Below are 22,428 nucleotides of genomic sequence, written 5' to 3'. Positions count from 1 at the left end.
GTCAGGCACCATGTGAAAATTTCACATGGTGCCTGACACCCTTATTGTTTAAATGGCCTTTTCCGTTAAATAAAAGAGTCCGCCGTTAATAAATGAAATGATAATTTTGGGCTCATATTGTTCCTTGAGAGCCTTCTTTTCTGTCTCGTAGCTCTCATTTTCTTCTTCAACTTCTTCATAAAATCGATCTAAAAGTTGTAAATCCTTATCCCAGCGCTTTCTCGCATCTTCAGCCCATAAATGGTCTTCCTCTTCAATTACCGATTTAAGATAGTTTTCAATTCTTGACATCCCGCTTTTGGGCTTTACTAGCGGGGATAATGTAAAGGAATAATCCGGTATTTTAGGCGTCAGCGTTATTTGCTGGAGGTGGTCATGAAAATTCTCAACCATTTGACCATTAATCAGCTGTAAGCCAATGGATTTAAAAATATCACGTTTACGGTCACATTGATACGAAATTTTAACATTCATACACAGCCAAGGGAGCAACGGAGTTTGTTTGTTGTGCTGCTGATGATTTTCATACAGACGAATGAACCGAGATAAGTTTTTTGTCGAAGCAAAAATTTGATGTAGCCTTGGTGAGCCAAAATGAATGATTTCACCCTTTAGTTTCTCGGGAGCTGCCTCTTTATTGGTAATGAAGGTAAGTCTCATCGGGTTGGGATTCCCGCCGGTTTTCTCTAAATAATGCCAGTAAAAAGGGCGGTTCATCAACTCTTTATCAAGTTCAATCGTTAACTGAACCGTTAAATATTCAGAATGGTTTTCAAGGATGGGGCATTCATTGGCCTGAAAATAGCTCAAAAGAAATTTATGAATTTCCTGTTGCTGCATGTGAATCTCCTTTCTTCATTTTCTAGCTACAGCGCCTAGGGGCTCGAGGTCATAAGCCAATCCGTCGAGAAGGTTAAAGAACAACCTTCCCGCCGGCTCGTCTTATGCTTGTCGCCCCTGGTCAAGGCGCTTCCGCTTTTCTAATACCTTCTGCAAATTCAATCATTGACGATAAATTTTCCATTTTAATTCGCATTTCACCTTCTGATGCGGATTGTCCAAATATATCAAGTAAATGATCCTCAATATTGCCAAAGTCTAACTTTGTTAAGATATCATCAAGCTCGCCAATCACTTTTTCAAATAAATGTATTTTTTCGTATAATAGCTTTAAGATATGTTCTTCGATTGTATTTTTTATCGCAAAATTATAGATCATCACATCCTTTTCCTGGCCAAGACGATGAATACGTCCGATTCGCTGTTCAAGTCGCATCGGATTCCATGGCAAGTCAAAGTTAATAATTTGGTTGCAAAACTGCAGGTTAATTCCCTCGCCGCCTGCTTCAGTCGCAATTAGAACCTGGGCATGCTTTTGGAATAATTCTCGCATCCAATCTTTCTTTCCGCGCTTAAACCCACCGCGGAAAGGGACAGAAGAGATGCCGTGCTGCTTTAAAAACCATTGTAGATACATTTGTGTTGCTCGATATTCTGTAAAAATAATAACTTTGTCATTTACATTTTGAATTAATTCAAGCGCTTTTTCTGCTTTAGAATTTGACCCGACGGCTTCTACTTTTTTAAGCAAAAATTGGATTTGTTCATCGAAGGCTTTTGTTGGGTTTTCTTTCTTTTGCAACATGTTTTTTAGGGTATAATAAACGGCCTCTCGGCTGCTGCACGCCTCACGCTGCAGCGTCATCACAGAGAAAGCACTCGCCTGGACCCAGTCACCCTCACTTTTTAACTGAGTAATCGACTCGTAGAGATCTTTCTCTTGTGCTGTAAATTCGATGGGGATTGTTTCTACATGTCTTTTAGTCCATTCAATTCCCGTATCAGCCCGGCGGTTTCGAATCATGACCTTGTTCACTAATTCCTTTAAATGCTCATCATCATTTAAGGAACGGGCATCCCGTTGGTATTTTTCATAAAAGGCCGTCTCACTGCCTAAATGTCCTGGCTTTAACAGGGAGACAAGGTTGAAAATTTCCTCGATTCGATTTTGAATCGGTGTTGCAGTAAGCAATAAACAAAATTTCTTTTTCAGGTTTTGGACAAATTCGTAGTTTTTCGTTTTATTGTTTTTCAGCTTATGGGCTTCATCGATAATAATAAGATCATAATCTTGCTTGTAAATAATGTCCCTGTGAGGATTACGTTTGGCCGTGTCGATGGAGGAAACAACAACATCACACTGTTCCCATACATAGCTTTTCCTCTGTGTAATCGCTGGGATAAAAAATTTGCTATTCAGCTCGATGGCCCATTGTGTGACCAAGGAAGCCGGGACGAGGATTAATACTTTTTTCACTAGTCCGCGAATCATGTATTCTTTAAGAATTAAGCCTGCCTCGATTGTTTTACCTAGTCCAACTTCGTCGGCAAGAATAGCCTTGCCGTTCATATTTTCAATTACTTGTTTCGCCGTTTCAAGTTGGTGGGGAAGTGGAGTTAAATTAGATAAATGATTCGGCGCCTGTAAGCCCTCAAATTCAGGGACGACAAGGTGTTTTTCGACGCCGATTGCTAGTTTAAAAAGCTCCCAATTTCCCCATGGACCATCATTCTCAATTTTATGTAAAAAATCATCCTGCCACGAGGAATCAAATTCGATTTGAACCGACATCATTTCAGCTCCTTTTCTCATAAAAGCTATTGCTCAATATATTGTTTTAATGGTAGGATGATAATAGCTTTGAAAGTTTTAAATATTTTAATAAGGTAATTTATTTTAGAAGTATAATTAGTATGGCCAAATTTGATAATTTTATGAATGCGAATGACAACAAGGGGAGAGACTACCTTGGTAGCGCCGAAGGAGCAAGCAGATGATGTGAATCTCTCAGGCAAAAGAACTCTTGTTTGACGCAGCTCTGGAGAGTGCTCAGAAACTTTGAGCCACCAAAGGGGAAAGCCGTTTAGGTAAACTTTCAGGTGCAAGGACAGAGACCTTCTTATGTTATAAGGGAGGTTTCTGTCCTTTTTTATGCTTGTTTGCCTTGTTATCAAGTATCTAAATGTTTTTCTAAAAAGAACATTAGGATAACAATTTCCCTAATCAATGAATGGGTTCAATCTCTTTTAAAGAGTCTTTTTTTAAAAAATAATGAAGATGTGAATGATTAAAGGGGGATTTAGGGTGACTGAATTAAAACGTACTCCGCTTTTTGAAGTGTATAAGGAATACGGTGGAAAAACGATTGATTTCGGAGGCTGGGAGCTGCCTGTCCAATTCTCAAGCATCAAGGAAGAACATGAAGCTGTCCGTACAAAGGCTGGATTGTTTGATGTTTCCCATATGGGAGAAGTAGAAGTAAAGGGCACTGACAGCTTAATCTACTTGCAAAAAATGATGACCAATGACATTTCCAAAATAAAAAATGGCGGTGCCCAGTACACAGCGATGTGCTATGGAAATGGTGGGACAGTCGATGACCTCCTTGTTTATAAGATCGAGGATAATCATTATCTGCTGGTTGTAAACGCATCTAATATTGACAAGGATTATAAATGGCTGGAAGAACACTTAGCGGGTGACGTCAGTATCGAAAACCTATCTGAGAAAACAGCTCAGCTGGCAATTCAGGGACCTCTTGCTGAAAAAGTTCTACAAAAGCTTACAGATACAGATTTAAGCGGAATCGGCTTTTTCAAATTCCAACAAGATGTAAATATTAATGGTAAAAAGACACTCGTATCTAGAACGGGATATACAGGTGAAGATGGCTTTGAAGTTTATTGTGCAACCAATGATGTTGTTGAACTTTGGAAAGCTATTTTAACGGCAGGAGAAGAAGAAGGCATTGTGCCAGTTGGCTTAGGGGCACGCGACACCCTTCGTTTTGAAGCTAATTTAGCCCTTTACGGTCAGGAATTGTCTGCGGAGATTTCACCACTTGAAGCAGGTATTGGTTTTGCGGTGAAATTAAATAAGGAAGCTGATTTTATTGGGAAAGAAGCTCTAGTACAGCAAAAAGAAAACGGGCTGCCAAGGAAATTGGTTGGAATTGAAATGATTGACCGAGGCATCCCTCGTCATGGATACCCAGTTTATAAAGGTGAAGAACTTATTGGTGAAGTTACCACCGGAACACAGTCACCAACCTTAAAGAAGAATATCGGTCTTGCGCTGGTTAAGACAGAATTCGCTGGTCTTGAGTCAGTGCTGGAAGTTGAAATTCGTGGTAAACGCTTAAGAGCTGCAATAGTTCCAACACCTTTTTATAAAAGAGAAAAGAAATAACAGAAGGGAGTTAGGTTTATGAAACATCGCTATTTACCTATGACTGAACAAGATAAGAAGGCTATGCTTGAAACCATTGGTGTTTCTTCAATTGATGAACTGTTTAGCGATATCCCTGAGAAAGTAAGATTTAAGGGTGATTACAACATTAAAGCGGCAAAGTCCGAAACGGCGTTAATGAAAGAACTTTTTATATTAGCGGACCGTAATGCCGATCTTAAAAGAAATGTATCTTTTCTAGGTGCTGGTGTTTATGACCATTACATGCCAGTAATCGTTGATCATGTGATATCACGTTCTGAATTTTATACAGCCTACACGCCGTACCAGCCGGAGATTTCCCAGGGTGAGCTACAAGCGATTTTTGAATTCCAAACGATGATTTGTGAATTAACAGGAATGGATGTTGCTAACTCATCGATGTATGATGGCGGAACGGCTCTTGCAGAGGCAGCTATGCTAAGTGCAGGTCATACAAAACGGAAAACAATCCTTGTTTCAAGTGCTGTTCATCCTGAGTATCGTGATGTCCTTAAAACATATGCAAAAGGACAATATCTAGAGGTAGTAGAAGTACCTGTAAAAGATGGAATTACCGATGTAGAAGTTTTAAAGGGATTAGTAAATGAGGATGTTGCAGCAGTTATTGTCCAATATCCAAACTTCTTCGGAAGAATTGAGCCGTTAAGAGAGGTTGAGGAAATCATCCATGCCAATAAAGGGATGTTTGTTGTTAGCAGCAATCCTTTATCCCTTGGGTTATTAACACCTCCAGGAAAATTTGGTGCAGATATTGTCATTGGGGATGCACAACCGTTCGGCATTGCGACTGCATTTGGTGGTCCTCACTGTGGATATTTTGCAGTAACCAACAAATTAATGAGGAAGGTGCCAGGGCGTCTTGTCGGCCAGACTGTTGATGATCAAGGACGTCGTGGTTTTGTTTTGACTCTCCAAGCACGTGAGCAGCATATTCGCCGTGAAAAAGCGACGTCAAACATTTGTTCGAACCAAGCCCTAAATGCCCTTGCAGCTTCCGTTGCCATGACAGCTCTTGGTAAAAAAGGTGTCCGCGAAATGGCTGCCGCCAATTTACAAAAGGCTCACTATGCAAAAATTGCTTTTAAAGAAGCCGGTTTTGAAGTCGTTTATGATGGCCATTCTTTCAATGAATTTGTTGTCAAATTAAACAAACCAGTGAAAGAAGTCAATCAAAAGCTGTTACAAAAAGGTATCATCGGGGGCTATGATTTAGGACGGGACTATACAGAACTGTCAAACCATATGCTGATTGCTGTAACAGAACAAAGGACGAAGGAAGAAATCGATACTTTAGTGAAAGAATTGGGGGATTTGCATGCATAATCAAGACCAAGCACTCATTTTTGAATCTAGCACACCTGACCGAATTGGATACAGTCTCCCTGAAATGGATGTTCAAGAATTAGATTTGCATAGCCTTCTTCCAGAAGGGTATTTACGAGAAGAAGAAGCCAATCTTCCAGAGGTTTCTGAACTTGATATTATGCGTCATTATACTGCTCTTTCTAAAAGAAACCATGGTCTAGACTCAGGTTTTTATCCATTAGGCTCTTGTACGATGAAATACAATCCGAAAATAAATGAAAATGTCGCCCGGTTTAATGGCTTTGCCCATTTACATCCGCTACAGGACGAAAGCTCTGTTCAAGGCGCTCTTGAGCTTTTATACGATCTACAGCAGCATTTAATTGAGATTACTGGAATGGATGAAGTGACATTACAGCCAGCAGCAGGCGCACACGGGGAATGGACAGGATTGATGCTAATCCGTGCCTTCCATGAGGCAAACGGTGATTTGAACCGCACGAAGGTCATCGTTCCTGATTCTGCCCACGGAACAAACCCTGCCTCTGCTACGATCGCAGGTTTTGATACAATTACAGTAAAATCAACAGACCAAGGTCTTGTTGACCTTGAGGATTTAAGAAGAGTTGTGGGTGAGGATACAGCTGCGCTAATGCTAACCAACCCAAATACACTTGGATTATTTGAAGAACATATTCTTGAAATTGCCGAAATAGTCCACGATGCAGGTGGTAAAATATATTATGATGGAGCGAACTTAAATGCTGTTCTCTCAAAAGCCCGACCAGGTGATATGGGCTTTGACGTGGTCCACTTAAATCTTCATAAAACCTTTACTGGCCCTCATGGCGGCGGTGGCCCTGGTTCAGGTCCTGTTGGGGTTAAGGCTGACCTTATTCCTTTTCTGCCGAAACCGATTATTTCGAAGCGTGGCGATGAGTTTGTGCTTGATTATGATCGTCCACAATCAATCGGTCGTGTGAAGCCGTTTTATGGAAACTTTGGTATCAACGTCCGTGCTTACACGTACATCCGTTCCATGGGCCCTGATGGTCTAAAGGCAGTAACGGAGTATGCGGTATTAAATGCAAACTATATGATGAGAAGATTGGCTGAACATTACGATTTACCATTTGATAAACATTGTAAGCACGAATTTGTTCTCAGTGGAAAACGCCAGAAAAAATTAGGTGTCCGCACATTGGATATCGCGAAACGTCTGCTTGACTTCGGCTATCATCCGCCAACCATTTACTTCCCACTAAATGTGGAAGAATGCATCATGATTGAGCCGACAGAAACAGAATCCAAAGAGACGCTTGATTCTTTCGTCGATATTATGATTCAAATTGCCAAAGAAGCAGAAGAAAATCCTGAGGTCGTTCAAGAGGCACCACACACGACGGTTGTCGGTCGCTTGGATGAAACAACTGCAGCAAGGAAACCAATTTTGAAATATCAAAAGGCTTAATTAATGGAAAAGGTCAGATTCGAAGTGTGAATCTGACTTTTTCTATTGTGGAAGTGGTTTGGTTTTTTTGGATAATTGGTAAAAAATGTTTAAAAAGCCAATGCTGCAAAAAAATGAGCCAATAATGATAAATTTTGAGCCAAACCATTCGAAAACTGAGCCAAAAATCGATAAAACTGAGCCATTAAAGGTGAAAACTGAGCCAAATGAATTTTTCGCAACAATAAAAGGCTCCGAAACGCACCCGGAACCTTAAATTTATCTATTATTTCTTTGCTTTTACTTTACCTGACCACTTCTTGAAACCGCCTTGCAACTGGGTAAGGTCTTTATAGCCTTTTTTGTGTAAAAATTGTGCCGCACGTGCGCTCCGCATCCCGCTTTGGCAATACAAATAAACAGGCATATCGTTGCGAATTTCCTTCATGCGCATTTTCATTTGTGACATGGGGATATTACGTGCTCCTAAAATATGGCCGCCATCGAACTCATTCGCTTCTCGAACATCTATTAGCTGTGCCTTTCTGTATCCCGCCCGGAACTCTTCTTCTGCTACCGTTTTAACAATCCTTTTCTGATAGAAAAAGGTGAAAACGGAGTAGATGATAATTGCTGCGATAATAATTAATAAGAAATAAAGTGAACTCAACTTCTTTTTGCTCCCTTCAAGCTTTCTTGCACTAGTTTTTATTATATAAGCCATTTCCATAAAGATAAAGATAAAGATGAATGCAAAAAATCTTTTATCTTTGGCATAATAAAATTATACCAGAAACGTCAAGTTTTGAATTCCTATTAGATTTTGGTAGACTAAAAATCGTATTAAACTACATCAGAATGAGGTTATTGCATGAACAAAGAAGTTTGGCGTTTTATTGACACAGGAAACAGTTCACCATCTTTTAATATGGCGTTAGATGAAGCGTTACTTGATTGGCATAGTGAGGGAAAGTTTCCTCCAGTGATTCGCTTTTATGGATGGAATCCAGCTACTTTATCTGTTGGCTATTTCCAAAAGGTTGAAAAGGAAATTGATATGGATGCCGTTAAGGCTCACGGACTTGGCTTTGTTAGAAGACCTACAGGCGGACGTGGCGTCCTCCATGAACACGAACTTACCTATAGTGTGATAGTTTCGGAAGAGCATCCAGAAATGCCAAAGTCAGTTACAGAAGCTTACAGAGTTATTTCTGAAGGGATTCTAAAAGGGTTTCACCATTTAGGACTTGAGGCGTATTTTGCGGTACCAAAAACTGCAGAAGAACGTGATGCGTTGAAAAATCCTCGCTCCGCTGTTTGCTTTGATGCTCCGAGCTGGTATGAACTTGTGGTTGAAGGCCGGAAGGTGGCAGGAAGTGCTCAGACGAGACAAAAAGGTGTTATTCTCCAGCATGGGTCGATTCTATTGGATTTAGATGAAGACAAGCTGTTTAGTTTATTCAAATATTCAAATGAGCGGGTCAAGGAGCGGATGCAGAAGGCTTTTAAGGACAAGGCGGTCGCCATTAATGCAATTAGTACGAAGCGGATCACGCTCGAGGAAGCAAAAGTGGCTTTCAATAAAGGTTTTGCTGAAGGGCTGAATATTGAGCTTGAACCCTATCAATTAGCAGATGAAGAATTGGAATACGTTCAAAAGTTAGCAAAAGAGCGATATGAAAGTGATGAGTGGAATTTTAAAAGATAAATTGGAAAAGCGGTGATTGCCGCTTTTTTGCTTTTACAACTTTTTAAAAAAAGAGGCAACCTGCGAAATTTGTTAAAATATCTTATATTTTAGCCAAAAACGTATAAAAGCTATCATTCTCTCCAAAATATAGATTTTTTTAGTTTTGACAAAACTTATATTTTTTGCTCAACCACAATATGTAGTAGTGTCGAAAAAAATACTAACACTATATATTGATTTTTCCTGTTCATCTATGATAACTTATGTTTATTAAGACAGCTTGTTGTAGCAAAACTTACTAGGATCAAACACAAGCTTGAGATTTTATTTTTTGAAGGAGTTGTTCTCATGTCTGTAGTTTTTAGACAAAAAATGAATATTGATTTTGAAAGGTTGAATGAGGATATCCACTTATTCCCCCAGGTACACCCGGTAACCCCAGATATGAAAATAACTCACAAGGGTGTTTCGCGTTTGGTTATGTTGGACCGCTACACCTTTAAAGATACGGCAAAAATTACCCTGACAAATGGCGACTTTGTTGTTTTAACAATTAAAGAGGATCCAAAATTTCCAGCACGCGGCCTCGGTACCATCATGGAAATTGACTGGGAGAAGAAAAACGCAAAGGTTTTGGTTGATGAGGAATTTAGAACTGTGCTCGATGACCCAGAAGAAGCAAGAACTGGCTATATTTGGCGGTCACTTGATGTCATTGAAAAGCCGTTAGAGCTTTTCTACGAGCAAATTGCGAAGCGGAATGCAACTGGTCTTGCATCGGTGGAAAAAACGGAAGAGAAGCGAATCGAGTGGTTTGAAAAGTTTTATCAAGAGCTTGTAACCCTGAATTTTATTCCTGCTGGCCGTGTTCTTTATGGGGCAGGGGCAAATACCGATGTGACATTTTTTAATTGTTACGTTATGCCTTTTGTTCCAGACTCACGCGAAGGAATCTCTGATCATCGGAAGCAGGTTATGGAGATTATGAGCCGCGGCGGCGGTGTTGGAACCAATGGTTCGACATTAAGACCGCGAAATACATTAGCAAGAGGCGTAAACGGAAAATCATCTGGTTCGGTTTCATGGCTGGATGATATCGCAAAATTGACGCATTTGGTTGAGCAAGGTGGATCCCGCCGTGGGGCTCAAATGATTATGTTAGCGGACTGGCATCCGGACATTATTGAATTTATTATTTCTAAGATGCAAAATCCTAGAATTTTACGATTCTTGATTGAAAATACAAATGATGAAACGATTAAAAAACATGCGAAAGAAAAACTAAAATTCACACCGCTATCCTTACAGGAAACAGCCATGTACCAGGGAATTGTGAATTACAAAAATATTCCCGGCTTTGGTGGATTTGATGAATTTATCATTGCTGATGCTGAAGAAAAATTATTAACCGGCGGTAGCTACACTGTTCAAAATCCAGAATTCCTCACTGGCGCAAACATTTCCGTATGTTTAACAAAGGAATTTATGGAAGCTGTCGAAAATGATAGTGAATATGAACTTCGGTTTCCATATGTTGAACATTACAATGAAGAGGAAATGAAAATTTATAATGAAGAATGGCAGCAGGTCGGTGATGTCCGTGAATGGGAAAAACGCGGTCACAAAGTGCGTGTTTATAAGAAATTCCAGGCGAAAGAGCTTTGGAACTTAATCAATATTTGCTCTACCTACTCAGCTGAGCCAGGAATATTCTTCATCGATAACGCCAATGACATGACAAATGCCAAAGCTTATGGGCAACAAGTAGTTGCGACAAACCCTTGTGGTGAACAACCTCTTGCACCTTTTTCTGTGTGCAACCTTGCTGCGGTTAATCTCGCGGAGATGGCTGATAAGGAAACAAAAACGGTTGATTTTGAAAAACTCAAACAAACTGTCACTATAGGAGTAAGGATGCAAGATAATGTAATCAACGCTACACCATACTTCCTTGAAGAAAACAAAAAGCAAGCACTAGGTGAGCGGCGCGTGGGGCTCGGAGTTATGGGTCTTCACGATTTACTTATCTATTGTGAAACAGAGTACGGCTCACCAGAAGGAAACAAATTAATTGATCAAGTATTTGAAACAATTGCTACCACAGCATATAGAACATCTGTCGAATTAGCTAAAGAAAAGGGTAGCTTTCCATTCTTAACTGGAGAATCACAGGAAGACACCAATCGATTGCGACAAGCTTTCATTGACACAGGATTTATGAAAAAAATGCCTGATGATGTCCGACAAGCGATTTTAGAAAATGGAATAAGAAATTCACATTTGCTAACTGTTGCTCCAACTGGATCCACTGGGACGATGGTTGGGGTTTCCACTGGACTAGAGCCTTATTTCTCATTCTCTTATTTCCGTAGTGGACGTCTTGGAAAATTTATCGAGGTAAAAGCCGATATTGTTCAAGAATATTTAGACCAGCATCCTGAAGCGGATCCAGACAATCTACCTAACTGGTTTGTTGCAGCAATGGAACTGGCACCAGAAGCACATGCAGACGTTCAATGTGTGATTCAGCGTTGGATTGACAGTTCAATCAGTAAAACCGTCAATGCACCAAAAGGATATAGTGTCGAACAGGTAGAAAAAGTTTACGAGCGTCTATACCGAGGCAATGCTAAAGGCGGTACTGTTTATGTAGATGGATCTCGTGATACTCAGGTTTTAACACTTAAAGCTGAGGAAAACACAAACGAACAATTATCAATATTTGAGGAAAAACCAAAGCAACATGTTGTCCTAGTTGACACTATCAGCGACCTACGTTCAACCGATGTAACAATTGGCTCTGAGATTGGGAATACATGTCCTGTCTGCCGCAAAGGAAAAGTAAAAGAAATTGGCGGTTGTAATACATGTACAAATTGTGGTGCCCAATTAAGATGTGGTTTATAGATGAAATAAACGGGGATGGAGATTCATTTTTCCATCCTCTTTTCTATTTTAAAGGCTATGTTAATGTTCATTGTTGATTTTGCCAATATGTTGATTAGAGCGGAAGGCGCGAGACTCCTGCGGGAAAAGCAGGTCAAGGGAGACCCCGCAGGCGCGAATAGCGCCGAGGAGGCTCCCGACCGCCCGCGGAAAGCGAGTGCCTGGAGCGGAAATCAACAGACAAGTTTAACATAGCCATTTTAAAAAAAGACAAGTAGAATGGGTCACAACTTCTGTGAACTATATCGAAATAGTTTTTTTAATCGAACTGTAATCTTACTGTGACGTCCTTGTTATTCTTTCCTTGTATAGTATGGGTATCCAAGTAAATCACTTCAAGGGGGAATAACATTATGCTAAAAAAATTCATCTTTGCACTTGCAATCACAATTGGACTTAGCTCAGTGTTTGCCACTACGGGTGAAAAAGCAGAAGCGGCGTACTATCATACAAAAGCAATTTCAGTAGCAAAAGCAAATCTCGGTGTTCCATATCGATGGGGCGGAATAACACCGAGTGGCTTTGACTGCTCAGGTCTTGTTAAATATTCATTCGGTAAAGCTGGGAAGGTATTGCCACGTACGGCAGCCGACATGTTCTACACAAAAGGGTATCGTGTAGATTCATTACAGGCTGGAGACTTAATGTTCTTTGCACCAAATAAAGCAAGTAAACCCACGCATGTTGCCATGTATATTGGAGCCGGCAAGATGATTATGGCATCATCGTCAAAAGGTGTTATCGTTACCTACACTTCTAACAGCTACTGGAAGCCAAAATATATTGGCGCAAAACGTATTTAAAAAGTAATCTAACGTTAGAGTATCAGTACCTGCTGATGCTCTTTTTTTGTACCCCAAAAAATGGGACCTAGTTCTTTGGAAATTAACGACTATTATTTGAACAATCCCATTTCTTCACACTTTCTGCATTTTATTATGCTATTGTCATTCTATTAATAAAAAGTTTTGGGTGATTATATGTATAGCTTACTAAGTGAAATAAGTTCTATCCTAAGTAAACCGTTTTTTAATCTGGCCAATAATTTAGAATCCTGGCCTATTATTTTTGCGTTACTATTAGGACTTGTGGGAGCACTTGCACCATGTCAGCTTACAGGCAATATCAGCGCAGTTACGTTGTATGGCAACAGTTCCATTCAAACGAAAATTGTGTGGAAGGATGTTTTCTGTTTCACGTTGGGGAAAGTAGTTGCCTTCTCTTTATTAGGTGGATTAGTATTGTTATTGGGCAAAGGGATTGAACAGAATCTAACGCAATATTTTCCCTGGATGCGGAAGATTATGGGTCCCATCTTAATCCTTGTGGGATTGTATATGTTAGGCTTAATAAAATTGAAAGGGACTGTCAATTTATTTAAGTGGTCCAAGGATTACAAGCAGGAAAATCGATTTGGTTCCTTTATGCTTGGACTTAGTTTTTCTCTAGCTTTTTGTCCGACAATGTTTATCCTATTTTTTGTCACATTAATGCCGGTCGTGTTGTCAAGCCCCTATGGATTTATACTCCCATCTATATTTGCTCTTGGAACGGCCTTACCACTTTTAATTATCATTTTTATTATTTGGTATCTTGGTGGGAGTGGTGTGTTAATGAAAAAGGGGAGAAAATTTGGTACTTTTGTTCAACGGATAGCTGGTATTTTTATGCTACTCTTAGGAATATTTGACACATTAACATATTGGTCTCTATGATTGAATATGTACAACTCATACTCCATACATGCCTATCTCTTCATGAAGGGATAAGAGATCATAGTATTTAAGACCTTGAAATTGCTTAGTTGGCATTTTAATGATGTGGATTGCACCAATCAAATAAATGAAGGGGGGGTTAATATGGTCATTCAATCCAATATGTCGCCAAAAGCTATAGTTGAAGTTTGGGAAAACACAGTAGATATTTTTAATAAGCATAAAGTGCCACTTACGGAAGGAATATTAGAAACATTAGTTGAAGCTGATCTCCTTGCAACGCTGCTTAAAGAATTAAATACCATTGTTGGTAGTTCCACTGCTACTTGTGTAGAAGGCGGCTGACAAATGCCAACAAAAAAGGAATAGGATATTCCTTATCACAAAAATAAAACTACTGAAATATAGTAAAGAAAGTACTGACTTATCAGTGCTTTCTTTGCCTTTGGCATTGGAATCGGATGCAAACGTTGTACCTATTTAAGGTTAACTTGTGAACAAAATTGGAAAACGGAAAAAATAATTGTAAATAATAAAAATGACCTCTTTACATAGGGTAGGGGGGTATAGTAAAATAAATATGAAAAAGCATACCACTATTACAATAGAATCAAATTTTATGTTGAAAGGGTGTTTATTTATGGAAAAGGTAACGCTAAACGTACAAGGAATGTCTTGCAATCATTGTGTGAATGCGGTAGAAGGAAGTGTAGGTGGACTAACCGGTATTCATACTGTTAAAGTAAATCTAAAAGCTGCTACTGTTGATGTCGAATTTAATCCTCAACAGGTTTCATTGGAAAAAATAAAAGAAACGATAGATGACCAAGGTTTCGACGTGAAATAAATAGGTAAAAGACGTGCTAATTGCTAGCACGTTCTTTTTACAATAATATATACCTATATGGGGTATAAGGAGTTGGCTTTTATGAGTCAAAGCTTAAAAGAGACGAATTTGCAAATATCTGGAATGACTTGCGCAGCATGTGCGACAAGAATTGAAAAAGGTCTTAATAAACTTACAGGTGTAGAGTCAGCAACGGTAAATCTTGCATTGGAAAAATCCGCAATCAAGTACGATTCGGAAAAAATAAATGCGGAGGAAATCGAACAAAAAATCAAGGATTTAGGATATGATGTTGTCACAGAAAAGGCAGAGTTTGATATTACCGGAATGACTTGTGCTGCCTGTTCAGCAAGAATTGAAAAAGGACTAAATAAGTTAGATGGCGTAGTCAAGGCAAATGTGAATTTGGCACTTGAAAAAGCAACAGTCGAGTTTAACGGCTCCATGCTCACGACTTCTGAAGTTATTAAAAAAGTAGAAGGCCTTGGTTATGGTGCACGAATTAAAGAAGATTCGAAAGATACGAGCGACCATCGGCAAAAAGAAATTGCCAAACAAACGAAAAAGTTTATTTTTTCGGCGATTCTGTCCTTTCCCCTGCTATGGGCGATGGTTGGCCATTTTTCGTTTACCTCTTTTATTTGGGTCCCTGAAATATTTATGAATCCTTGGTTTCAGTTACTTTTGGCTACTCCCGTTCAGGTTATAATTGGCGGCCAGTTTTATATTGGTGCCTATAAAGCACTTAAAAATAAGAGTGCCAATATGGATGTACTCGTAGCTTTAGGTACCTCAGCAGCCTATTTTTACAGCCTATATTTATCCATGATGACCCTAAGTGAAAGTGCTCCAAAAGTTGATCTCTACTATGAGACAAGTGCTGTTCTTATTACCTTGATTATTTTAGGAAAGCTTTTTGAAGCGAAAGCAAAAGGGCGTTCTTCAGAAGCAATCAAAAAATTGATGGGTCTACAAGCTAAGACTGCAACGGTGGAACGTGGAGGTATAGAACAGGAAATTCCACTTGAGGAAGTAGTCGTTGGCGATATCCTTCATATTAAACCTGGTGAAAAGATTCCAGTTGACGGAATAATTATTGAAGGCCAATCAGCTATTGATGAATCCATGTTAACCGGTGAAAGTGTCCCAGTAGATAAAAAAATTGCGGATGACGTGATCGGTGCAACCCTTAATAAAAATGGTTTCCTAAAAGTCCAAGCAACAAAAGTCGGCAGGGATACTGCTTTAGCACAGATCATTAAAGTAGTAGAAGAAGCACAAGGCTCCAAGGCTCCTATTCAACGTCTTGCTGATAAAATTTCTGGTGTATTTGTCCCAATCGTGGTAGCTCTTGCTGTTATTGTTTTTATCATTTGGTATGTTTGGGCAGCTCCTGGAAATTTCGCAGGGGCACTAGAAAAAATGATTGCTGTCCTTGTCATTGCCTGTCCGTGTGCCTTAGGTTTAGCGACGCCAACTTCCATTATGGCCGGTTCCGGTCGTGCAGCCGAATATGGAATCTTGTTTAAAGGTGGAGAGCATTTGGAGATGACCCACCGAATCACCACAATTGTACTCGATAAAACAGGTACGGTTACCAACGGAACACCTGTTTTAACAGATATTTTCCCAGCCAACTCATGGTCAGAGGAAGAATTTTTAGCATTAGTAGGTTCTGCCGAAAAGCAATCGGAACACCCGCTTGCAGAGGCAATTGTTAAAGGCATTAAAGAAAAAGGGATTCCAATGAAGGATGTTTCAGAATTTGAAGCCATACCTGGCTACGGAATAAAAGCAGTTATTGATGAAAATGAAGTTTTAGTCGGTACCAAAAAATTAATGAACATGTATAACGTGGGTGTTGCGACTGCCCTGCAAAAAATGGTTGAATTAGAAACGGTAGGAAAAACAGCTATGCTTGCTGCAATAAATGGTCAGTACGCTGGTACGGTAGCAGTTGCCGATACCATTAAAGGAACGTCAAAAATGGCGATAAGACGTCTGAAAAAAATGGGATTAGATGTCATAATGATCACAGGGGATAATCAACAAACGGCGAAGGCCATTGCAGTACAAGCAGGGATTGAACAAGTAATAGCGGAGGTTCTTCCTGAAGGAAAGGCCGATGAAATCAGAAAACTGCAAGCTGAAGGAAAAAAAGTTGCTATGGTCGGTGATGGAATTAACGATGCCCCAGCACTTGCTGTGGCAGATATTGGAATGGCGATTGGTACTGGAACCGATGTTGCAATGGAAGCAGCCGATATAACGCTTATTCGTGGGGACTTGAATAGTATTGCCGATGCTATTTTCATGAGTAAAAGAACGATTACAAATATTAAGCAGAATCTTTTCTGGGCTCTAGCGTATAATTCGCTTGGTATTCCAGTCGCAGCCCTCGGATTACTTGCCCCATGGCTTGCCGGTGCTGCAATGGCGTTCAGTTCTGTATCTGTTGTCCTTAATGCATTGCGACTACAAAAAGTAAAATTGTAATTTGGTTAACAACGAGGATTGGAAATTTCCTTCTCCTAAGCAATCAATCTAATTAAAAATTTAATTCCTGTCCGCCGTACTATTTTCGCAATAAGCTGCTTAAAGATGTAACAATGAGTTCATCTTAAGGAGAGTCTGCCATGAAAATAGACGGCGTTTTTTCTGGAGGAGGAGTAAAGGGCATTGCCCTAATCGGAGCCTACGAAGAAATTGAAAGCAGGGGGTTACAGTTTGTAAGGGTCGCTGGAACAAGTGCAGGTTCAATCGTTGCCGCGTTAATTGCTGCTGGTTACACGAGTAGAGAAATTTTTCAACTGGTCGATGAGCTTGATCTTTCAAAATTGCTTGATGCCCGTAAAACAGTCATTCCTTTTCCGATTGCCAAATGGCTGTTTGTTTATTGGAAGCTGGGACTATATAAAGGAAATGAACTTGAAAAATGGATTAAGGAGAAGCTCGAAGCAAAGGGCTTAAGAACCTTCTCAGATTTGCCTCCCCAAACACTACGAGTGATTGCTTCAGACCTTTCTAATGGACAAATGATCGTTCTACCTGATGATTTACGAAAATATGGAATCTCACCTGGTTCCTTTCCGATTGCAAAGGCAATCAGGATGAGTTGCAGTATACCTTATTTTTTTGAACCAGTTAAAATCCGATCAATGGATGGATTGAACATCATAGTGGACGGCGGGGTTCTAAGTAATTTCCCGATGTGGCTTTTTGATACGGAAAATGTTCAAAAGGAAAGACCCGTACTTGGCATCAAATTAAGCTCAAGTGAGTATGAACATGAAAAACATAAAATAAAAAATGCTATTCAATTATTTGCTGCCTTGTTTGAGACGATGAAGGATGCCCATGACTCAAGGTATATATCCAAAAGGCATGTAAAGAACATCATCTTTATCCCTGCGGAAGGTGTGCTAACAACCGAATTTCATTTAACAGAAGAAAAGAAGAAAAAACTTTTTGAGGTAGGCAGAGCTCAAGCGAAAAAGTTTTTGCAGAACTGGAGTTATTAATGAAAAAGGAAAAAAACATAAAAAAATCGAGAGTCTAAAAGGACGCTCGATTTTTCTTTTTGCCCTTTTTGCCGTCAATTACTTTTAAGTGAGCGGGAGATTTCTTTTTTGTCTTGCTGCTTTTCTTTAATGTTGTTAACGTCCCAAGAGAGGAGCTTTTAACAGTAGTATCTCCACTCTTTTGCTGCAATCGTTTTTTTGACTTTTTTGCTGCTTTAAGAAATGCCCGTTGCTCTTTTCTTTGAGGGCTGGAATATAAAAACTTCCGAACAAGGAAATAAATGGCGAAGCCGATTATTGCGATGACTGCTAATTTCTGAATGAAACCGGCAGGATTATCTGTAAATTGACTAAAAAGGCCAATAAGGGCTAGAATAATAAGTCCCCAGACAACAAAAACGGATGTCCGATTTTTCAAGAAAGCCACCTCCCTAAGAGCATCTTAAGCATTTTTATTATCTTTTAAACACTGACAAACAAAGATTTAAACAATTTCTTCATTATCCATTCCGTACTCCGTTTGTTTTTCCCTTTTTAACAATTCATTAAAGGAAAGAATAGCCACTTCTACTTGGTCGTTATTAGGCTCTTTCGTCGTTAATAGCTGCAGCCAAAGTCCAGGAAGCCCAAAATACTTTAACACGGGAATATCTCTGAGCTTATTCGTAATTTGCAGGACTTCAAAAGCAATTCCTAACACAACCGGTATTAATAGAAGACGATCTACGACCCTTAACCAAAGGGGAGTTGTTGGTACTAGAAAATAGACAAAAACACCAACGATGACTGTAAATAGGATGAAACTACTTCCACAGCGATAATGCAGGCGGGAATGGGCTTGAACATTTTCAACGGTCAATTCAACTCCAGCTTCAAAGGTATTTATTACTTTATGCTCAGCACCGTGATATTGAAACACTTTCTTTATAAGCGGGGTAAGTGAGACAAAGTAGATATAACATAGGAGAAGCAGAAGTTTAAAGAAGCCTTCCACTAAAACCTGAGCAAAATCCGATGGGAAAATTGGTTTTGTTAGCACTGCTAAGAAAACTGGAATTAACGTGAACGCAAATTTTCCAAATAAGAAGGAAATTACCCCAATCACAGCTACTCCTAAGTACATGGTCAACTTGGAGACTTCTTTTTCTTTTATCGTTTCATCATCTTTTGGATCAACATCAAATCTTTCTGTGGAAAAATTTAAATGTTTGGACCCATTTGCACTTGCTTCAATAATCGCAATAATTCCGCGAATAAACGGAATTTTTTTCAAGATAGTAAAATAAGGATTAGTCTTACGGGGCAGATGAAAGTATTCAACAGAGCGATCTTTTCTACGAACCGCAGTCACATAATGATGTTTGCCACCAAACATAACTCCTTCAACGACCGCTTGGCCACCATAAACGGGTTTTTGAGAATTGGACATATTTTTTACACCAGCCTAATCAAAAGTTGCACAATAGCAGAAAATGATAAAATCTGTTTGTACTTACATGTATTCTACTAGAAAAATGAAAAAACCTCTAGGAATGACATAATAATTCCATTTAAATAATAATTTTTTTTTATATGTAAGAATTGAACTTCTAAGGGCATAATAGGATGGAATTTGCTATAGTGATTTCCTTTTTAGATGAAAAGAATGAAAAAGCCAGGGATATGATAAGTACAAATAGAGAATACGGAGGTTGTTTATATGTCATACGAACAGAAACCAACAAATTATCCGAAGCCCATGTCTTTTTCTGTTATGGTTTTTTGGACAGGTTTATTTGGAGGGGTTTTTTGGGGAATTCTTGGCTTTTTGGCCTACTATTTTAATTTTACAGAAATTCGCCCTAATGTCATACTAGAACCATGGCAGCTGGGTGATTGGAAAAAAGGGTGGCCGGGAATCGTTCTATCAATTATATTAATTGGTGTGTTATCTATCATCGTTGCGTTTGTTTATTATGCGGTTTTTAGAAAATTCAAAGGTTTTTGGTTTGGATTAGGATTTGGAATCATCCTATTCTTATTGGTGTTTTTTATTCTCAATCCTCTGTTTTCCGGAATAAAACCGTTGACTGATTTAAACAGGGATACGATTATTACTTCGATTTGTTTATATATCGTATATGGAATTTTCATTGGTTATTCCATTAATTATGAGTATCAAATTAATAATGTACAAGTGAAAGAGTCTTCAACCTAAGTTCGGATTAGTCGGAATTGTCAGGTTGTGATAAAATATTTTTGTCCTTAAGTGAATTAGAAATGGAGAGTGGAGACTAATGGAAAAAATAGATAAATTGAGATCGGATTTTTCGGAACAAGGAATTGATGGGATTCTGATAACTAGCCCATTTAACCGCCGCTACATCTCTAACTTTACAGGCTCTGCAGGAGTTGTATTAATTAGTGCTGAAAAGGCTCAGTTTATTACCGATTTCCGCTATATTGAACAAGCAAGAAAGCAATGTCAAGATTTCGAAATTATAAAATTTTCTAATTCCATTCCCGAAGAAGTTGCGGAGCAAGTAAAAAAATTAGGAATTCAAAAGCTTGGATTTGAAGAGGATTATTTAAGCTACTCTTCCTTTAAATTGTATGACAAAGAAGTTGAAGCTGAACTTGTTCCTATTTCGGGTGTAATTGAAAAGTTACGCTTGATTAAGACGGAAGCAGAGATTAAGATATTAAAGGTAGCGGCAGATATTGCTGATGCTGCATTTAAACATATCTTAGATTTTATTCGTCCTGGGAAAACGGAATTAGAGGTATCGAATGAATTAGAGTTCTTTATGAGAAGAGCCGGTGCTACATCTTCTTCCTTTGCTACGATTGTTGCTTCTGGGCACCGTTCTGCACTTCCGCACGGTGTTGCCAGTGACAAAGTGATCGAAGCTGGAGATATTGTCACAATGGATTATGGTGCCTACTATAATGGATATGTCTCTGATATTACTCGGACGGTTGCTGTTGGCGAGCCTGATGCGAAGTTGAAAGAAATTTACGATATTGTTCTGGACGCACAATTGCGAGGGATGGACGGTTTCAAACCAGGGATGACAGGCAGGGAAGCAGATGCTTTAACGAGAGACTACATCACAGAAAAAGGTTATGGGGAATACTTTGGACATTCAACTGGGCACGGAATTGGCCTTGAGGTTCACGAAGGTCCTAGTTTATCCATGAAGTCCGATATCATTTTAGAACCTGGAATGGTGGTAACATGTGAACCAGGTATCTACATCCCAGGACTTGGCGGCGTTCGGATTGAAGATGACACTCATATAACCAAAGATGGTAATGAGGCACTTACTCATTCAACAAAAGAACTAATTATATTGTAAGACCATAGGAGGATTTAAAGATGATTTCTGTTAACGATTTTAAAACAGGATTAACAATTGAAGTGGATGGCGGTCTATGGCGTGTTTTGGATTTCCAGCACGTAAAGCCAGGTAAGGGAGCAGCTTTTGTTCGTTCTAAGCTACGTAACCTTCGTAATGGAGCAATTCAAGAAAAAACCTTCCGTGCTGGTGAGAAAGTAGAAAAAGCACAAATCGATAACCGAAAAATGCAATATTTGTATGCTAGTGGTGATGCTCATGTATTTATGGATATGGAATCCTACGAACAGGTGGAACTTCCTGCTACAAACATTGAATATGAATTAAAGTTTTTAAAAGAAAACATGGAAGTACATATTATGATGTTTAATTATGAAACCCTTGGCGTGGAATTGCCAAACAATGTTGTTTTAGAAGTTGCCGAAACGGAACCGGGAATTAAGGGTGATACTTCTTCAGGTGGAACCAAGTCTGCTACCCTTGAAACTGGTCTTTCTGTTCAGGTTCCTTTCTTCATTAATCAAGGGGATAAGTTAATTATCAATACAACTGATTCATCTTACGTATCAAGAGCATAATTTTCAATTAAAAGCCTTAGGCCGTTATTAACGGAACTAAGGCTTTTTTTGTACCCTTCACTTAACATAATTTATCCATAGTTTCTCCTAAGTTTCTGCACACTTTTTCATTATATTAAATGTGCAATAATAATAAAGGAGAAGATGAACATGAATATGACGCATTATATGGGACTGCTTGCTGACAATCAACCATGGAACTTAATTATTTTTATGGCGATTCCAGTGATTTGTGCTGAAACTCTGGCGATTTCGGAGTTTGCAATATTATTTACGAGAAATCTAGACGGTACCTTAAGAAAAGTGAATAAAGTAGTCGGTATATTTGCAGGGTTATATTTTACTGGAATTTTTATTTACTTAATGAAAACAGCATACATACCACTAACAGTAAACGGAGAATGGAAAGGCTGGATTGATGTTGTAGCGGTTACTTTCTATCTGCTTGGAATTGTTCCATTTCTTGGCATGGCTTTGCTTGATTTAGGAATTATTTTTAGGAAAAAGACAGTCGAAGAAAAACTGAAAATTCACGCCATCTTTGTAAGTATTTTCTTAGTGGTTGCACACGTGGCAATGATTTTTGGAATGGTTGATCCAACGTTAGGTTCAGGTGCATCAAGCGGTCATGACATGATGAATATGTAATTGAAAATGCAGGAGGTTCGATGGAGAATCTCCTGCATTTTTTTTGTTTAATAAAATTGTATAACGCCATTTCCAATAAACGTAGGATCGTTCACCGAT

The 22,428-nt window shown here is 39.0% G+C and carries 20 protein-coding genes and 1 riboswitch; of the genes, 15 read left to right on the top strand and 5 right to left on the bottom strand.

The window, feature by feature from the left end; all coding sequences use genetic code 11:
• Positions 1-48 precede the first annotated feature (48 nt).
• Positions 49-840 carry a YqhG family protein gene (locus tag M5A78_RS12230; protein ID WP_248735550.1) on the bottom strand — a complete coding sequence of 264 codons (792 nt, stop codon included), beginning with the start codon at positions 838-840 and terminating at the stop codon, positions 49-51.
• A 121-nt stretch (positions 841-961) separates the two neighbouring features.
• The gene (locus M5A78_RS12225) at positions 962-2,632 is read right to left on the bottom strand and encodes a DEAD/DEAH box helicase (protein WP_248735554.1); all 1,671 of its coding nucleotides are present in this window, start codon (positions 2,630-2,632) and stop codon (positions 962-964) included.
• A gap of 153 nt (positions 2,633-2,785) precedes the next feature.
• Positions 2,786-2,874, top strand: a riboswitch (glycine riboswitch).
• A 271-nt stretch (positions 2,875-3,145) separates the two neighbouring features.
• Here M5A78_RS12225 and gcvT point away from each other — a divergent pair.
• From gcvT to gcvPB, 3 genes are read left to right on the top strand one after another with little or no spacing between them, the layout of a single operon-like run.
• Positions 3,146-4,249 carry a glycine cleavage system aminomethyltransferase GcvT gene (gene gcvT, locus M5A78_RS12220; RefSeq protein WP_248735549.1) on the top strand — a complete coding sequence of 368 codons (1,104 nt, stop codon included), beginning with the start codon at positions 3,146-3,148 and terminating at the stop codon, positions 4,247-4,249.
• Positions 4,250-4,267: 18 nt separating this feature from the next.
• On the top strand, positions 4,268-5,614 hold the full coding sequence (gene gcvPA, locus M5A78_RS12215) for an aminomethyl-transferring glycine dehydrogenase subunit GcvPA (RefSeq protein ID WP_248735548.1): 1,347 nt from the start codon (positions 4,268-4,270) through the stop codon (positions 5,612-5,614).
• Positions 5,607-7,067 carry an aminomethyl-transferring glycine dehydrogenase subunit GcvPB gene (gene gcvPB / locus M5A78_RS12210; RefSeq protein ID WP_248735547.1) on the top strand — a complete coding sequence of 487 codons (1,461 nt, stop codon included), beginning with the start codon at positions 5,607-5,609 and terminating at the stop codon, positions 7,065-7,067. Before gcvPA ends, gcvPB begins: the two co-directional genes overlap by 8 nt.
• A 265-nt stretch (positions 7,068-7,332) precedes the next feature.
• On the opposite strand, the gene M5A78_RS12205 is transcribed toward gcvPB, so the two are convergent.
• The gene (locus M5A78_RS12205; RefSeq protein WP_248735546.1) at positions 7,333-7,716 is read right to left on the bottom strand and encodes a rhodanese-like domain-containing protein; all 384 of its coding nucleotides are present in this window, start codon (positions 7,714-7,716) and stop codon (positions 7,333-7,335) included.
• A gap of 201 nt (positions 7,717-7,917) precedes the next feature.
• Here M5A78_RS12205 and M5A78_RS12200 point away from each other — a divergent pair, with 201 nt between their 5' ends.
• From M5A78_RS12200 to M5A78_RS12165, 8 genes are all read left to right on the top strand, one after another.
• Complete coding sequence (locus M5A78_RS12200; protein WP_248735545.1) at positions 7,918-8,754, top strand: lipoate--protein ligase family protein; 837 nt, start codon at positions 7,918-7,920, stop codon at positions 8,752-8,754.
• A 330-nt stretch (positions 8,755-9,084) separates the two neighbouring features.
• A complete protein-coding gene (locus M5A78_RS12195) occupies positions 9,085-11,643 on the top strand; it encodes a vitamin B12-dependent ribonucleotide reductase (RefSeq protein ID WP_248735544.1) in 2,559 nt (852 codons plus the stop codon).
• Positions 11,644-12,035: 392 nt separating this feature from the next.
• Entirely contained in the window at positions 12,036-12,485 is a 450-nt protein-coding gene (locus M5A78_RS12190) for a C40 family peptidase (RefSeq protein WP_248735543.1), read from the top strand.
• 177 nt (positions 12,486-12,662) lie between these two features.
• Positions 12,663-13,397: an urease accessory protein UreH domain-containing protein gene (locus M5A78_RS12185; protein ID WP_248735542.1), complete on the top strand. Its 735-nt coding sequence runs from the start codon at positions 12,663-12,665 to the stop codon at positions 13,395-13,397.
• A gap of 144 nt (positions 13,398-13,541) precedes the next feature.
• Positions 13,542-13,742 (top strand): hypothetical protein, encoded by a 201-nt coding sequence (locus tag M5A78_RS12180; RefSeq protein WP_248735541.1) that lies wholly within the window; start codon positions 13,542-13,544, stop codon positions 13,740-13,742.
• Positions 13,743-14,037: 295 nt separating this feature from the next.
• Positions 14,038-14,244 carry a copper chaperone CopZ gene (gene copZ, locus M5A78_RS12175; protein WP_248735540.1) on the top strand — a complete coding sequence of 69 codons (207 nt, stop codon included), beginning with the start codon at positions 14,038-14,040 and terminating at the stop codon, positions 14,242-14,244.
• Positions 14,245-14,325: 81 nt separating this feature from the next.
• Positions 14,326-16,740: a heavy metal translocating P-type ATPase gene (locus M5A78_RS12170; protein ID WP_248735539.1), complete on the top strand. Its 2,415-nt coding sequence runs from the start codon at positions 14,326-14,328 to the stop codon at positions 16,738-16,740.
• A gap of 140 nt (positions 16,741-16,880) precedes the next feature.
• Positions 16,881-17,765 carry a patatin-like phospholipase family protein gene (locus tag M5A78_RS12165; RefSeq protein ID WP_248735538.1) on the top strand — a complete coding sequence of 295 codons (885 nt, stop codon included), beginning with the start codon at positions 16,881-16,883 and terminating at the stop codon, positions 17,763-17,765.
• 34 nt (positions 17,766-17,799) lie between these two features.
• Here the strand turns inward: M5A78_RS12165 and M5A78_RS12160 are convergent, their stop codons facing one another.
• Positions 17,800-18,192 carry an SA1362 family protein gene (locus M5A78_RS12160; RefSeq protein ID WP_319942286.1) on the bottom strand — a complete coding sequence of 131 codons (393 nt, stop codon included), beginning with the start codon at positions 18,190-18,192 and terminating at the stop codon, positions 17,800-17,802.
• 57 nt (positions 18,193-18,249) lie between these two features.
• Positions 18,250-19,194 (bottom strand): DUF1385 domain-containing protein, encoded by a 945-nt coding sequence (locus M5A78_RS12155; protein ID WP_248735536.1) that lies wholly within the window; start codon positions 19,192-19,194, stop codon positions 18,250-18,252.
• Positions 19,195-19,464: 270 nt separating this feature from the next.
• On the opposite strand from M5A78_RS12155, the gene M5A78_RS12150 reads away from it, so the two are divergent.
• The 4 genes from M5A78_RS12150 to M5A78_RS12135 all read left to right on the top strand — a co-directional run bounded on the left by M5A78_RS12150 (position 19,465) and on the right by M5A78_RS12135 (position 22,329).
• Complete coding sequence (locus tag M5A78_RS12150) at positions 19,465-19,962, top strand: YqhR family membrane protein (protein WP_248735535.1); 498 nt, start codon at positions 19,465-19,467, stop codon at positions 19,960-19,962.
• Positions 19,963-20,041: 79 nt separating this feature from the next.
• A complete protein-coding gene (locus M5A78_RS12145; RefSeq protein ID WP_248735534.1) occupies positions 20,042-21,103 on the top strand; it encodes a M24 family metallopeptidase in 1,062 nt (353 codons plus the stop codon).
• A gap of 20 nt (positions 21,104-21,123) precedes the next feature.
• Positions 21,124-21,681: an elongation factor P gene (efp, locus tag M5A78_RS12140; RefSeq protein ID WP_248735533.1), complete on the top strand. Its 558-nt coding sequence runs from the start codon at positions 21,124-21,126 to the stop codon at positions 21,679-21,681.
• Positions 21,682-21,831: 150 nt separating this feature from the next.
• Positions 21,832-22,329 (top strand): DUF6803 family protein, encoded by a 498-nt coding sequence (locus M5A78_RS12135; protein ID WP_248735532.1) that lies wholly within the window; start codon positions 21,832-21,834, stop codon positions 22,327-22,329.
• Positions 22,330-22,428: the final 99 nt, after the last annotated feature.

Origin of the sequence: Neobacillus rhizosphaerae, from assembly GCF_937468385.1 — a bacterium.
Classification (GTDB): Bacteria; Bacillota; Bacilli; order Bacillales; family Cytobacillaceae; genus Neobacillus; species Neobacillus rhizosphaerae.
Note: the sequence above shows the minus strand (reverse complement) of the source record. Positions and strands in the feature narration are given on the sequence as shown.

Bases quoted from the DNA above. Each gene is read 5' to 3' on its own strand.
- M5A78_RS12185 (WP_248735542.1), top strand. From the start codon at position 12,663: ATGTATAGCTTACTAAGTGAAATAAGTTCTATCCTAAGTAAACCGTTT.
- M5A78_RS12225 (WP_248735554.1), bottom strand. From the start codon at position 2,632: ATGTCGGTTCAAATCGAATTTGATTCCTCGTGGCAGGATGATTTTTTA.
- M5A78_RS12135 (WP_248735532.1), top strand. From the start codon at position 21,832: ATGAATATGACGCATTATATGGGACTGCTTGCTGACAATCAACCATGG.
- M5A78_RS12180 (WP_248735541.1), top strand. From the start codon at position 13,542: ATGGTCATTCAATCCAATATGTCGCCAAAAGCTATAGTTGAAGTTTGG.
- M5A78_RS12200 (WP_248735545.1), top strand. From the start codon at position 7,918: ATGAACAAAGAAGTTTGGCGTTTTATTGACACAGGAAACAGTTCACCA.
- M5A78_RS12170 (WP_248735539.1), top strand. From the start codon at position 14,326: ATGAGTCAAAGCTTAAAAGAGACGAATTTGCAAATATCTGGAATGACT.
- M5A78_RS12165 (WP_248735538.1), top strand. From the start codon at position 16,881: ATGAAAATAGACGGCGTTTTTTCTGGAGGAGGAGTAAAGGGCATTGCC.
- M5A78_RS12145 (WP_248735534.1), top strand. From the start codon at position 20,042: ATGGAAAAAATAGATAAATTGAGATCGGATTTTTCGGAACAAGGAATT.
- M5A78_RS12190 (WP_248735543.1), top strand. From the start codon at position 12,036: ATGCTAAAAAAATTCATCTTTGCACTTGCAATCACAATTGGACTTAGC.
- efp (WP_248735533.1), top strand. From the start codon at position 21,124: ATGATTTCTGTTAACGATTTTAAAACAGGATTAACAATTGAAGTGGAT.
- M5A78_RS12230 (WP_248735550.1), bottom strand. From the start codon at position 840: ATGCAGCAACAGGAAATTCATAAATTTCTTTTGAGCTATTTTCAGGCC.
- M5A78_RS12155 (WP_248735536.1), bottom strand. From the start codon at position 19,194: ATGTCCAATTCTCAAAAACCCGTTTATGGTGGCCAAGCGGTCGTTGAA.
- gcvPA (WP_248735548.1), top strand. From the start codon at position 4,268: ATGAAACATCGCTATTTACCTATGACTGAACAAGATAAGAAGGCTATG.
- copZ (WP_248735540.1), top strand. From the start codon at position 14,038: ATGGAAAAGGTAACGCTAAACGTACAAGGAATGTCTTGCAATCATTGT.
- M5A78_RS12150 (WP_248735535.1), top strand. From the start codon at position 19,465: ATGTCATACGAACAGAAACCAACAAATTATCCGAAGCCCATGTCTTTT.
- gcvPB (WP_248735547.1), top strand. From the start codon at position 5,607: ATGCATAATCAAGACCAAGCACTCATTTTTGAATCTAGCACACCTGAC.
- M5A78_RS12195 (WP_248735544.1), top strand. From the start codon at position 9,085: ATGTCTGTAGTTTTTAGACAAAAAATGAATATTGATTTTGAAAGGTTG.